This window comes from Peribacillus sp. NPDC076916 (assembly GCF_050269675.1).
Lineage (GTDB): Bacteria > Bacillota > Bacilli > Bacillales > DSM-1321 > Peribacillus > Peribacillus aracenensis.
Window position 1 is genome coordinate 559,690 of the sequence record NZ_JBNNIU010000001.1, and the last position, 14,258, is coordinate 573,947.

10 protein-coding genes are annotated in these 14,258 nt (G+C 41.7%); 4 read left to right on the top strand and 6 right to left on the bottom strand.

Annotated features, from left to right (window positions below; all coding sequences use genetic code 11):
- Positions 1-36 precede the first annotated feature (36 nt).
- The 5 genes from trpB to ACQKFG_RS02850 all read right to left on the bottom strand — a co-directional run bounded on the left by trpB (position 37) and on the right by ACQKFG_RS02850 (position 9,956).
- Complete coding sequence (gene trpB, locus ACQKFG_RS02830) at positions 37-1,206, bottom strand: tryptophan synthase subunit beta (RefSeq protein WP_427556040.1); 1,170 nt, start codon at positions 1,204-1,206, stop codon at positions 37-39.
- 123 nt (positions 1,207-1,329) lie between these two features.
- On the bottom strand, positions 1,330-5,064 hold the full coding sequence (gene addA, locus ACQKFG_RS02835) for a helicase-exonuclease AddAB subunit AddA (RefSeq protein ID WP_427556043.1): 3,735 nt from the start codon (positions 5,062-5,064) through the stop codon (positions 1,330-1,332).
- On the bottom strand, positions 5,057-8,554 hold the full coding sequence (gene addB / locus ACQKFG_RS02840; protein ID WP_427556046.1) for a helicase-exonuclease AddAB subunit AddB: 3,498 nt from the start codon (positions 8,552-8,554) through the stop codon (positions 5,057-5,059). Before addB ends, addA begins: the two co-directional genes overlap by 8 nt.
- 190 nt (positions 8,555-8,744) lie before the next feature.
- Positions 8,745-9,308 (bottom strand): signal peptidase I, encoded by a 564-nt coding sequence (lepB, locus tag ACQKFG_RS02845; RefSeq protein ID WP_427556049.1) that lies wholly within the window; start codon positions 9,306-9,308, stop codon positions 8,745-8,747.
- 33 nt (positions 9,309-9,341) lie between these two features.
- A complete protein-coding gene (locus tag ACQKFG_RS02850) occupies positions 9,342-9,956 on the bottom strand; it encodes a TVP38/TMEM64 family protein (protein WP_192203660.1) in 615 nt (204 codons plus the stop codon).
- 290 nt (positions 9,957-10,246) lie between these two features.
- Here ACQKFG_RS02850 and ACQKFG_RS02855 point away from each other — a divergent pair, with 290 nt between their 5' ends.
- The 3 genes from ACQKFG_RS02855 (at position 10,247) to ACQKFG_RS02865 (ending at position 13,009) form a co-directional block, all read left to right on the top strand.
- Positions 10,247-10,618, top strand: a complete 372-nt coding sequence (locus ACQKFG_RS02855; RefSeq protein ID WP_427556052.1) for a hypothetical protein — start codon at positions 10,247-10,249, stop codon at positions 10,616-10,618.
- A gap of 1,332 nt (positions 10,619-11,950) precedes the next feature.
- The gene (locus ACQKFG_RS02860) at positions 11,951-12,790 is read left to right on the top strand and encodes a ComEC/Rec2 family competence protein (protein ID WP_427556055.1); all 840 of its coding nucleotides are present in this window, start codon (positions 11,951-11,953) and stop codon (positions 12,788-12,790) included.
- Positions 12,791-13,009, top strand: coding sequence for a DUF3006 domain-containing protein (locus ACQKFG_RS02865; protein ID WP_192203657.1), 219 nt, complete (start codon positions 12,791-12,793; stop codon positions 13,007-13,009).
- Positions 13,010-13,082: 73 nt separating this feature from the next.
- On the opposite strand, the gene ACQKFG_RS02870 is transcribed toward ACQKFG_RS02865, so the two are convergent.
- Positions 13,083-13,646: a competence protein ComK gene (locus tag ACQKFG_RS02870; protein WP_192203656.1), complete on the bottom strand. Its 564-nt coding sequence runs from the start codon at positions 13,644-13,646 to the stop codon at positions 13,083-13,085.
- Positions 13,647-13,965: 319 nt separating this feature from the next.
- Here ACQKFG_RS02870 and ACQKFG_RS02875 point away from each other — a divergent pair, with 319 nt between their 5' ends.
- Positions 13,966-14,202 carry an IDEAL domain-containing protein gene (locus ACQKFG_RS02875; RefSeq protein ID WP_192203655.1) on the top strand — a complete coding sequence of 79 codons (237 nt, stop codon included), beginning with the start codon at positions 13,966-13,968 and terminating at the stop codon, positions 14,200-14,202.
- Positions 14,203-14,258 lie beyond the last annotated feature (56 nt).

A 14,258-nucleotide genomic window follows, 5' to 3' on the forward strand; every position in this document is an offset into this window, starting at 1 on the left:
AAGCCTCCCCTTTCCAGGGAGGCTTTTAAATTCGGCCTATTTTTCTAACATGTTAAATACTTGCTCGACATCTTTGTCTCCCCTGCCTGATAAATTGACTATCAGTATATCATCTCTTGTTAACTCTTTTGAAAGCTTCATGGCGTGGGCCAGAGCATGTGAACTTTCGAGAGCTGGAATGATTCCCTCTGCTTTGGATACTACCTGAAAAGCCTCAAGAGCTTCTTCCCCTTTAACCGTTACATACTCCGCCCGTCCGCTATCTTTCAAAAAACTGTGCTCGGGTCCTACGCTTGGGTAATCCAATCCGGCTGCAATGGAAAATGTCGGTTTTGGTTCCCCTTGTTCGTCCACTAACGTCAAACTTTTGAATCCGTGCAATACTGCCGGGACACCTTGCGAAATACTTGGTGCTTCACTTGGCTCTACACCAATTAAACGGACGTTTTCTTCATCGATATAATGAGCAAAAGCACCAATTGCATTACTTCCCCCTCCTGCACAAGCAATGATGGCAGTTGGCAGCTTTCCTTCCTTTTCAAGGATCTGGCGCTTTGATTCTTCACTTATGATTGATTGAAAGTGCTTAACGATCGTTGGATATGGGTGTGGGCCCACTGCTGAACCAAGCAAGTAAAAAGTATTCTCATAGTTTTGCACCAAATCATTCAATGCCTCATCAACGGCATCCTTCAATCGACCCTGTCCCTTTTCGACCGCTACTACCTTTGCCCCCAGCAATTCCATCCGAAAAACATTCAATGCCTGCCTCTCCGTATCCAGCTTACCCATATAGATCACACACTCCATGCCAAACATCGCACATACTGTAGCAGTCGCCACACCATGCTGACCAGCGCCCGTTTCTGCGATGATTCGTTTAGCACCCATCCGTTTGGCGAGCAGGATTTGTCCAATCGCATTATTAATTTTGTGAGCACCTGTATGATTCAGATCCTCACGCTTCAAATATATTTTTGCCCCGCCAACCTTTTTCGTTAAATTCTTTGCAAGTGTTAACGGGTTTTCACGTCCGACATATTCTTTCAGATAATATTGAAACTCTTCAATGAATTCCGGGTCATCCTTATAGTTCAGGAATTCCGTTTCCAAAATATCCATAACTTCCTGAAGCTCACCCGGTACGAAGCTTCCACCGAACTCACCAAAGTATCCCTTGCTCTTGATCTCACTCGTCATACTCATCTCTACTCCTTTAAAAAGGTATTTTTCTCCACTAGTATATAGTAAGCATTTATGCCTTTTCAAACTATTCTGTTTATTCATCCAAAAAGAAGCGTCCCACATCAATGGGACACTCCTTCTCTCTTATACTTCCAATATATGCGAGCCATCAAAGAAAAACAAGTAACGGCCGGTTACCTTCTTATTCATTATCCCTTCAACAGCCCGCGTATAAAGCTGAAGCTGCATCCGGTATCTATCGGCAAGAATCTCTTTAGCCCCTTCATACCCGCTAGCAAAACGGCCAGTGATGGTATCTGTTTTATAATCGAGGAGCACAAGACCTTGTTCATCCTCAAAGATACAATCAATTACACCTTGAATAAGGATCTCTTCATCTCCAGCTGCCCAATCGCTGTAAGCTTCCTTTGCAGGCAACGACATCGTAAATGGCACTTCACGGCGAATGTTCCCGGCCCTCTGCATTCTTTGCCCGATTTCAGTGTCAAAGAAATCGACGATCGTCTCAGGGTCCACAGCTTCTTTCTGTTCCTCCGTCAACAACTCACGTTGAATCAAATCAACGATCAATTCCTGAATCGAATGAATGGTAATCTCTTTAGATAGATCGATATGCTGCATGACTAAATGTGTAATCGTACCCCTTTCAGCAGGGGTCAGTGACTTTTCTTGCATGAAAGTCGGCCGCTTCGTGATAGGTCGTTTAAATTTACGCAACAACTCTGTGGAGCTTTGCTCGTCCTTGAGTTCATATTGCCGTTTTAGTTCTGAAACGGATTGCTTGGAACGATACACCGTTGCATCATGTCCGGGGTACTCCCATTCCAGCTGTTCCTTGATATCATCATAAAACTCGGAAGTAATACCGACCTTCTCCGATTTCTGGACATGATCAAGCATTTGCTCTTGAACCAGTGCCTCTTCCTCGTCCAGAACAGCAAGCTCTTCACTTGGTATGACGGAAATGGACCAATTCGATGGATGCGACTCCATTTCCAAGCCAAGACCTGCAGCACCAAGAGAATCCCGATGTCGGACAAGGGATGGACCAATCCAATCAAGATAACTTTTTGCACCTGCCCGGACATAGTCCTTCAATAGCCACTCTCCATGTGCCGCATTGCTTTCCCAGTTCTGCTGCGTTTTTTCAGCATCATTGATACTGGCAATCAAATATAGCTTTTCCTTAGCCCTTGTAAGCGCCACGTAGAGGACACGCATTTCCTCGGCAATTAATTCAAGCTGCTTTTTTTTCTTGAAAGCCAATTGAGGGAGGGATGGAAAAGTGATCCGTAATTCGGAATTCACATACTTTGCCGCAAAGCCATAATCCTTATCCAGTAAATAGGCCTTGCGTAAATCCATCATATTGAATTGCTTGGAAAGGCCGGCAATGAACACAATCGGGAACTCAAGCCCCTTTGAGGAGTGAATCGTCATCAGTCGGACCACATCTTCCTGTTCCCCTAAAGCCCGAGCTGCGCCTAAATCATCCCCACGTTCTTGCATCCTTTCTATAAAACGCAAGAAACGGAACAGACCGCGGAAAGAACTTGCTTCATATTGCCTTGCCCTGTCATAGAGCGCTCTTAAATTGGCCTGACGCTGTTTGCCACCCGGCATCCCACCTGCAAAATCATAAAACTGCGTTTCGCGGTATAGTAGCCAGATCAAATCCGATAATGCTTCCTGCCTGGCAAGCTTCCTCCACTTCACTAGTTTTTTATAAAAAGCAGAGGCTTTTTCATAAAGCCCCGGATGTTCTTCCGGGTCACTCTTCCTGTAAAAATCAGCTAGCGCTTCGTAATAACTTCCTGTATGGAATAAACGCACCTGTGACATCTCTTCTTCATCCAGCCCGACGATAGGTGAACGGAGAACGGATGCCAATGGGATATCCTGTTGCGGGTTATCTATCACCTTCAATAAGGAAATCATGATGGCCACTTCGGTCGCTTCAAAATACCCTGTCGATAAATTGGCATATACCGGAATGCCCTGCTTTTTAAATTCCTCCATGATTTGCGGTGCCCATGGCATCGAACGAAGAAGAATGACCATGTCTCGATATGTGGCAGATCGGTACCTTTTGGTTTTCGTATCATATATCCGATGCTTTTCGCTTATAGCCTTTTTGATGAGCTTGGCCATCTGCCTTGCTTCAAGTTGTGCTTTTTCAAGCTCCTCGGCTTCAAACCCGCCATCCGATCCTTCCGTTTCCGAATGAGCTTCCGGATCGGCTGTTCCATCGATTAAATGAAGTTCAATCGGATTTGGATCGTCTTCGGGATATGGGGCACCTTTTTTCAATTGGGCATCTTCATCATAATCAATCTCGCCGACTGTAATGCCCATCAACTGTTGAAACAGAAAATTGGTCCCATCGAGAACTTCCTTACGGCTCCGGAAATTGCGGTTTAAATCAATTTTCAGTCCGGAATCGACACCATCATGGGTAAAACGTGTGTATTTTCCAAGGAAGAGATTCGGTTCCGCAAGCCTGAACCGGTAAATGGACTGCTTGACATCGCCAACCATGAAAAGATTCCCATTATATTCGCCATCAGCCGTCACCAGCTTTAAGATGGATTCCTGGACAAGGTTCGTATCCTGATACTCATCTACGAGTACTTCTTTGAACTGGTTCCTGTATTCTACGGCTGCGGCTGAAGGTTTTCGTTCACCATCCACAGTTTCCCCTGTCAAAATTTGAAGACAATAATGTTCCAAATCGGCGAAATCCACCAAGTTCTTTTCTGCTTTTTCAGCAAAAAAACGATCGTCAAACTGTTTAACAAGCATTACAAGTGTATCGACATAGCTCTTGAGTTCCCTTATATCCCGCAGATAGCTTTCCGGTTTACGGGAAAATAACTCTTCCTGTAACGATTTGATGATCTTCTTCGCCTTATCTCGATACTTGGTAGCCTCATCCGTAACTTCTTTGATAAAATCTCCACCAGTAAGGCGTTTTGCCGTACCAAATTTCACATTTTGGATTTCTTCATAAAGAGCGTTCCAGGATTGGTCCTTCACTTCCGAAAGTTTAGCAACCAGGGCAAGATCAGCTAGATAGTTCTCAGCCCTTGGTGCCGGACCTCCAGGGATTTTTGTCAACGCAAGCGAGCGTTCCAACAAGTCCCTGGCAGTGTCCAATTGCAAGCCAATATCGAACTTCAATGAATCGATAAACGAAAGATCATCAATCCCATCATCATCTGCCAACTCATACATGCTAGCAGCACCATCGAGCCAGCGGGCCGGATCTGGATTCGATTGCGAAAAATCATGCAGCGATCGAACGATATTCTGAAGCGCATCATCGTTTCGATCGCTTGTGAAGGCATCAACCAAATTAAAGAACTCTTCATTGTCACTTTGGCCATACTGCTCCTCGAAAAGCTCTTCCATCACTTCATCACGGAGCAGCTGTATCTCAGTAGAATCTGCAATCCGGAAGCCCGGGTCGATATCAGTCAGATAATAATACTTCCTGATCACCTCTAAACAAAAGGAATGAAGTGTGGAAATCGAAGCACGATTAATCAAGCTCAACTGCTTACGCAAATGCTGTGAATGCGGATTATCATTGATCGCTTTTTCCAATGCCTCACTTACCCGATGGCGCATTTCGGCAGCCGAGGCATTGGTGAATGTAACGACGAGCAGTTCATCAACATCGATTGGATCTTCTTCGGAAATGACTTTTTGAATAATCCGATTGACCAGCACCGCTGTTTTCCCTGAACCTGCAGCAGCCGCAACCAGAATGTCCTGATCTTTAGCCCATATCGCCTTCCATTGATCTTCCGTCCAAGTCACATCTCCTGGCAGAGCAGGAATTTTCGTTTTACTCATCGTTCTCTCCCTCCCCCCTTAATAGCTCAAGAACGTCATTTTGTTTCTTCTGTGCCAAATTCCTGAATTGGTTTTCCTCCAGTGACTGGTCGAATTGGCATACAGATTTAAAGGAACAGAAGGTACACGGCGTTTTTTCCTTTAATTTATATGGCGTTATATCCACATCACCATCGACCATTCGATCACCGGCTTCCTGATAAATACGGCGCACATGATGATTCAGAAGCGAAAACTCTTCCCTGCTGGCAACTTTGGAAGCCGCAAGGAGGGATCCGTCCTTTTTAAATCCGGCTGGAATGATATCCGACTTACCCGAATTTTCAATATCAAGCGAGGTATCCATCATCTGAATGACATTTGAATGATCTAGTACAAGTCCATTCATTTTAAAACTTTTATAAATTTCTTCTTCAATTTTATCCAAACTGAGCATTCCCTTTGATTTAACAACGGGATTATGCACATGAAAATACAAAACGCCGGCTGGAATCGCTTCTTTTCCTATTAGCGACTTGGAATGGGTGACGACGATATCTAGGTATGTCAACATTTGCAGTGCGAGTCCATAATACACTTCACTCATGTTCAGTTCCTTTTCACTCGACTTATAATCGAGCACACGCAAATAGACACCCTCATCTTCTTCCGCTTTATCCACGCGGTCGATCCGCCCGATCAATTCCATCTTCGTACCGTTTTTCAACGTGAAAGAAAGTGGGGGAAGCTCGCCATTTTTTCCGAATCCAAGTTCTAATCCGACTGGGGCAAAACCGCTCACCTTTGCATGTTCACTTAATACGATAGAGGCCCGTCCAATCACATGTTCCAGTTTCCTGCGTAGATAGTGATGGCGGTTCGTACTTAACAAAATCTGATTTTGGAGTTTAGGAGCAAGTCTCTCCACAGCAATTCTGGCCAGCTCCAAGCATTGTTCCTGGGTCAATGCAGACCAAGGAATATCATGTTCCTTTAAATAATCGGAAATCATTTTCAACGCGCCATGGAACATTTCGCCTATATCCGGAGCATCCAAACGGAAAATTTGCCGTTCCCGCAATTTCAAGCCATGAGCGGCATAATGGGAAAACGGGCAGCTATTGAACATTTCCATCCGGGATACACTTGTAAGAATGCTCTCACCGTATAATTGCTTACTTGTTTCCCCAGATAATTTCTTTGTTCTATTTTGATAAAAAAGGCTCGATAAAACCTTAGTTGCTGAAGGACCGGCCGTTTCATCATCCATAATGGCATTATATACATCCCACCATAGTGAATGGATTGGATAGTTCCTTTTTTTCAGCTGCAATTGGGCAGCCAGGTACGATAGGGCCACATCATGATTTGCAGCATATTTCACCTGTTCCTCAGCAGGGAGATCGGACGGATCGTTCATATAATACACATCGGACACGTTGGGCAATACGTCCCTTACCCGTTTCAAATAGGATGAGGGTAAAAGTGCCTTCCCTTCCTCATCGGCAAGCGGATATGATAAATAAAGGGTCTCTGCAGGCGTAGTAAATGCTTTGTACGCTGTAAACTCCTCATCAAGCAGGCGCACTTTTGAACTTGGGGCAACATCAAGTCCACCAGCCAGCAGCACCTCACGATCACTATCTGAAAATATCCCATCAGATACAGCTTTTCCTGGCAGAACCCCTTCGTTCAGGCCGATAACAAAAGCTGTCTTCACATCATCCAGGCGGGATAAATCTAGATTAGCGACCAATACTTGGTCAATTGCCGGCGGTACCAAAGAAAATTCAAGAGACTCCAGACCAGCTTCAATGATAACTGCAAATTGTTTCAGGGAAAGCTCTTCCCCGCTCAGCAGTTCAACGAATTGGTCCAATAGGTCGACAACTGCATTCCATGTTTGCTCATGCTCTCTTGCCGATACCAAATCACCTGCTTCTTCTGCCTCTTGTTTCAGCTTTTCCAATTTTTCCGATACATGCAATTCTTCAAGATATAGATAAAGGGCTTCACACAACTCCCTGCCATTAACAGCCTTTTTAACACGTTTAGAGAGCTTCAAGATGGGCTCGGTAAATAATTGCTTCAGCTCATTCAACTCTTGTTCAAGCTGCATTTCCTTATCTGTTTGATTCCGGTCCTCGAGTTCCAGTCCGCGGAAGCGCCGGTAGGTCCAACGTTCTTTGGACGTCCACCTGCTTCCTTTAATGCCACGGGCCAGCACATAGTTTTCCAGCTTATCTACCTGTTCGCGCATTCTATCGTGGTTATTTTGCAGCGGAAATAGAAGCTCCGTCTTGATCGCACGAAATACCGGCTCATAACGCCAATAGCCATTGATGATCTCCAAAGTGGAACGAATCAGCTCAATCAGAGGATGATTCAGCATCGTCCGTTTGGAATCGACGAACAAGGGAATTTGATAATCCCGAAAAACGGTCTGTAAAATATCTGCGTACGCTTCTCCATTCCGGACTAAAATCGCAATATCACTGAAACGGTGCTGTTTCTGTCTGACCAGCGACAAGATGTCCCGGGCAACTCCTTCAATCTCGGCTCTGCGGTTAACTGCCTGGGCGATCGTTACATCAGGCGGCTGATCTAACGCTTTGGCAGGTCTAATGGCAAAATAAGTTTCCAGATGATTCAGTCCCTGGCTCTTTCCAAATCTTTCAGTTCCTTCTAAGATCCGATCTTCTGAAATCGGTATGCCATTCCTCAACCCAGCCTGATAAAGGTGATGATATAGATTTCCCGTTTGCCTGAACAACTGCAAATCATCCGGAGCGTAATGTCTATAGGGCTGATCTAACGTCAGCGAGATCGTTACACTCCTGCACAGCTTGATCATTTCTTCCACAATCAATAATTCCTGGGGAGTCAAACTATAAAAACCATCGATATATATATCCGCATCCCTTATATAGGAAGAATCCGCCATTTTCTCGATCAGCAAAGTGAAGTAGTCTTCAGAATCTAAATATTTGTTAACCATTTCATCCTCAAAAGCCTGATAGACCAATTCAAGATCATGCAGTTTATCCTGAATGCCGCTGCCGGCCTGTGAGGTTTCGGCCAAATAGTTTTGAATGTCATCAGGTTGGATGCAATACTGCTTGAACTCAGCCAGCATTAGCTCCATCTGTGCAATGAACCCCTGCTTATCAGCAGAACGACGAAACATCTTTAATTCTTCCTTTTTATCATCCATGATCTTCCGTATCAACATATTAACGCCAACGCTGTCCAAATGCAGCCGGCTCATCCCCCCGGTCTCCTGAAGAACGCGCCAAGCAAGCCTGCTAAAACTAAAAACCTGTGTCCGGATCATTCCGGCAAGGCCTGGTGTTTTAATTAATTTATATTCAGATAGAAACGTCATCTGATCAGGAACGAGGTAGATAATTGGATTTCCTTCGGGATCTTCTGCCAATTTGGAGCGAATTTCGTCCAATATATTCGAAGTTTTCCCTGCACCCGATCTTCCCAGTAAAAAACGGAGTGACATCTCTTTTTCCCCCTTACAACATAATATCTAGATCCATCATACCAGAAATACTTTAGTAAACATGACTAGGTTTCTGTTTCCAATTAGATTTACTTTCTATTATTTTAACGTTTCCCCTGAAAAAACACCAATCGTACGTTCGCGTTTTTCCCCAAAAGAAAAAGCCCACATAATTTTTGGGCTTCCACGATCATTCACCTGTAAATTTATAATTGAATTCTTTCACCGGCCAATATCGAACATCCACTTTACCGACAACATTTTCAACCGGTATATAACCAAAGTGACGGCTGTCAGCACTTTCAAGACGATTATCACCCATGACAAAAAGCTTGCCCTCGGGAACTTTGGTAACATCCGTCAATTCTTTTAATGTAAAATCACCCGTAAAATCCTGTCCCGGGAAACCTTCCTTGAATTTCTGAAGATAAGGCTCATCCACTTTCTCACCATTTACGTATAGCCAATCATCTTTATAACGAATTTGGTCACCTGCAATCCCTATAACTCGCTTAACATAATCTTCTTGTGAGTTCGCATGAAAAACAATAATGTCAAAACGGTTGATATCATGAATATGGTAATTGATTTTATTCACGACAAGTTTATTTCCATCTTCTAGGGTCGGCTGCATCGACTTCCCTTCAACATCATAGCTTGAAAAGAGAAATGTACGGATCAAGATGTAAATAACAAAAGCTATCATCGCTGGTTTTATCCAATCGGATAAAGAATTCTTGTTTGTTTTTTCCATCTAGTTCAACCCCTACTGCATTTATATACTAATTTATTGTCCTTCTTCCCTCTTCATGCTTTTATTTAATCGGACTTCAAGTCTTTTCCCCACATACCATAGGATAAAGATGACGATCCCGATAATGATCGTACGCACAGGTTTATGAATTAAGGATACTAGATCGTAACCTACGAAGCTGATCGTAAAGATCATCACCGCTTTCCCTCCCACTACTGCAAGTCCATATTGCAAGGGACTGACTTTTGAAAGTCCTGCCACGATATTAACGATGGCTGAAGGTGTAAAAGGGAAGCAGAGCAATATGAACAAAGGACCGAATCCATGGCTTTCCACCCAAACCATCAACCTCTGCACCTGTTTATGCTTTTGCAAAAATCGGAAAAATCTCATTTGACCATATCTTCTAATAATCCAAAAGATCAAATAAGAGCCCGCTACCGCCCCAATCCAAGAAAATAAAAACCCCCACCAGAGACCAAAAGCCGTTGCGTTAGCTAGCACGAACACCACTAAAGGCAAAAAGGGCAAAAAAGCTTCCAGCATCGGCAGTAAGATCCCAGGAATTGGACCGAATGAGCGATATTGCTGAATAAGTGCAGATATATGATCAAGTGTAAACCACTCGCGTATAGTAACCAAATCCATAATTATCTCCCTCGACATGCTGCTATCAAAGCAGCATAAACTTATTAAAAACTGTTTATTTTAGATATATCACTTTCCCCTGAAATTGCAAGAATTATTACCCATATACCTTCATACTTTCCCTAACTCCGGAAAACATAATCTTGTTAACGAATATTTCTAGATTTATCAAAACCACTTGCATATACACTGAAAATACATTAGGATAAAAAAACAGAACAAATGTTCTTTTTTCTGCATGGTATACATACTAATATTAAAAGCCGTGCTATTAGAAAGGAGCGGTCATGATGACCCGCATTCCAGAAGATGACCGTAATATGATTGAAAGAGCCATCTACCTCCCTATGGTTATAACAGTCTTAAACCGGGATCTCAAGGTCATCGAAATTAGTCCATTTAAATTAAAAAGGCCCTATTCGGAGCTAGTCGAACATATTTTAAAAGTGGTTCAAGACGAACTTGCCGAGGTAAGGCGATATTTGCGCAAGGAGAATATTAAGGTTAGTGAAATCAAACGCGATGAATCCTTCACGATGTATTGTTTTTTATATAAAGGATACGAGGAACATCATAATTATTTCAATCCCCGCCTGCGCAACAAAACCGAAGAGTTGTTATGTTCTTACTTTTTCGAAAAAAAACACCGTTCAAGGAATTAGCAAGTTACAGGCATCGCCACTATATGTTTGTGAAATATGGGTGTTTGGAGCATTTCGTGAAGGATACAGATGCCCTTCGTTGTAAGTAACATTCACCTGTATGAATATTCCATAATCAAAATATAATTGGCTAGTTCAAACATTAGCGCCTTGAAATATCATTTTTCTATCAAGGCATAACCTATGTAATCAAAGTGCATATATCCTTAACATTTTAGTTTTGAGAACCTTTAAATCAAAGTTATTTACATGTTCCTTGGCAAAGGTAGGAGTGGTATTTCCACCCTCATCAAACCAAGAGCATTCCCCATATTGATGAGAAAGTTAGGAAAACAGTTATATTGAAAGAGGTGCTTGGACAAAATCAATGCTAAAGTAACCAATTTCATTACCCGCCGTGTATCACATCACTCACGATTTGCACTGAACGATTTCTAAGGTCACATTCCTTAACGAATAATAGGCCGGTCGGGCTCGTCTGTTCATAATTAGTCATTTTAATCACCTATACGCCTATTATAACCATTCGCCAACACTATCATTTTAGAGTCCGTATAACGTTTTTTGCAAAAGATTGTTAATTGCATATCCATACCTATATCTACTAGTAACGATCTCTTGATATAAAACGTATAAATCAAAAAAGAACTTTCAGAAAAAAATAAGAACCTTTCGCGAATAGTTTGTGAAATATTGAACAAAATTGTTGTTGCATCGTGGATGTCTATTATATTTTGTATTAAGAAATAATCATCCACAAACTTATACCCCCATTGTTTAATCGTAAAAAAATTTCCCCAATCCCTTATTTCTCATAAAAACCATGCAATGTTTTATTTGCATGGTTTAATTTGTATCCAAAAGGGTTTGTATCTAAATTTTAAAACAAAGTTGATTGGAACGAAAGGTACGAGACTCCTGCGGGAAAAGCGTGTCCCAGGGAAACCCCGCAAACGCAAAAAACGCAGAGGAGGCTCCCGGACCGCCCGTGGAAAGCGAGTGCCTGGAGGGGAAATCAACATTTAAATTGTACAAACCTTAAAAAACAGTAGACAAACTCAGCAACATTCTCTGTAATAAAATTTTTTGTTGGTAATCCTAACTTTCTATATTACTTTCAACATTCTTCTTATAAAATTCTGGGAGTAATAGATTTTCCAATGATTTTCACCTGTGAATTAATAGCTTTATCACTTAGATATAAATACCTAGTTCCATTTCACCTAACCATGATCCAGACGCCCATCTCCCTTTTTTTATCACCAAGAAAATTATGCCCAAATCCCCATTTTTCCGGTTAAACATGGTAAATTATTATTTGGAGGGGAAAAAATGAAGAAAATAAATATTCTACTGGTCGCTGTTCTTGTTTTGTCTTTATTCACTGGACTTAAAACAACCGAGGCAGCCTCAAATGTGAAGGTACATTTCATCAACGTAGGACAAGGGGATTCAATCCTTATTCAAACAGGTAACGAAAACGTTTTAATCGATGGCGGCGGTAAAGGAAAGGGCGACGAAGTTGTAGCCTACCTAAAAAAACAAAAGGTAAAAACACTTAATGCAGTAGTATCCACTCACCCAGATGCGGATCATGTGGGCGGTCTGGCTTATGTGATTAAATCGCTTAATGTTAAATCTGTGTATGCCCCTAAAGTTTCTCATACTACCCAAGCATACAAAGACTTTTTAACAGCTGTTAAGCAGCAGAAGCTTACAATAAAAAAGGCGCAGACTGGCGTGGAAATCAACACTAAAGCTAAGGATAATTCCCTTAAATTCATTGCACCTGTTAAAGAATATGCTAAGTCTGACTTAAATAATTGGAGTGCAGTCCTTTTACTTAAACACGGCAAAAAAACGTTCTTGTTTACAGGTGATGCTGAAGTAAAAGCAGAGTCAGATATGCTGGCTAAAAAACTGGTACCAAGTGTGGATGTACTCAAAGTCGGCCATCATGGTGCAAAAACATCAACAAGTTCAGCTTTCATTAACAAATCAAAACCGAAATACGCTGTAATCAGTGTAGGGAAAAATGGATATGGGCACCCTACTTCTACTGTTGTAAAACGGTTGAATTCAGTGAAAGCCAAAACTTATCGCACAGATAAATCAGGTAACATTATTTTTACTTCTACAGGTCAGAAAATTACTGTAAAGACGGTGAAATAAATGATACAAGGAATTATCGATCGCTTCGAGGGAAAGATCGCTGTCGTTGAAATCGATGGCGGCGACATGAAGGATTTTCCTAAAAGCGCTCTTCCCAAAGGAGCAAAAGTAGGAGATATGCTGATTATCGATGGTAATACGATCACCATTTCCAAAGAAGGCACTAAGCAGTTAAGAAAAGAGATTGACGATTTAATGGATGAATTATTTGAGGATTAATTCAGGGGCCCTTCTTTAATAAGAAGGGCTTGCTTTAATTTTGAATGAATCCCGTTTGCATGAACCCCCCCCTCTAACGCGGTACATACTTTGACATAACCTCTGAAGGCTTTGCCCCATTTGGATCGGAAAACAGATAGAAGGATTTCCTCTTTGTCTCCTCAATTCTCTGGATCAATTTCGTTTTTAAAAAAGATGTCCGGTGCAGCTGGTTTTCGAAAGAGCTGCATGATACTGCTATATCGATGGTTTGTCTATTCCTGAATGTGATGGTTGTATGTTTGGAATCCAGGCGATCATAGGTTGCCACATGCTCATGTGATAGCCAGATGCATTGAGGACGCAACGGAGATGTAGTCGGAAAGAAGAAAATCGAACTGGTCGGATCAATCGCGATCGGTGCTTTATGTGTGATGTTTATGAGCTGTTTCGTGCCTTTCTTGCGTCCTTCATAACTTGAACCGAAGAACTCACAGCTTTTCTTTATTATTTCCATGGGTTTAAACGGGGAGATGAACTCGTCCTCCATTTCAATGATACGGGAATATATTTTACTGCCGTAATTGATTGGTGAAACCATTAGTGTATGTGGCGTAATTTCAAATTCCTCAATAATTCCCTGATTATTTTCCTTCATTTTAATCCACCTCTTCCTCATTGCTAAACACCGCTTTTACTTTTTCGAAGCTTATACCCTTGATTGCTTGTACCCTTCCATTCCCCATTGTCCAAGAAGAGTGAAGGGGGATAGTAAATGTATGTTAAATTCCTCACTATAATAGCACAACCTTTAAACATAAAAAGGAAGTTCACAAAAAATTAAGAATTCTTTTATATAGTGGCTTTTTCGTCATCTAAACGACACATTCTCTATTAATGTTTAAATTTTTAAAATTTTCAGTTGATTTTATCCACTCAAATCCATATAATAATAAAAAGGGTCAGGGGTGGTAACTTTGAAAAATGAAAAATCTTATTCAGAGTCAGTAAAGTCCTTATCAATGAGCGAAATGAAAAACGATGCCGTGGTTCAGGAAATGTTAATTGATATGATTATTCAGGAAGCCGTCCTTACTACCAAAAAGAATATCCTTGCAAAAAAGATCGATGAAGCCTTGGATACGAAAAACAAACCTTTATTCTTAAAACTAAGTTCTGAAATGAACGTTTTACTAAAACAGTTTGGCAATTAAAATGCATGAATAAAAAAAGCCTAATGATCAAAAAAGCCTCCCATATCGGGAGGCTT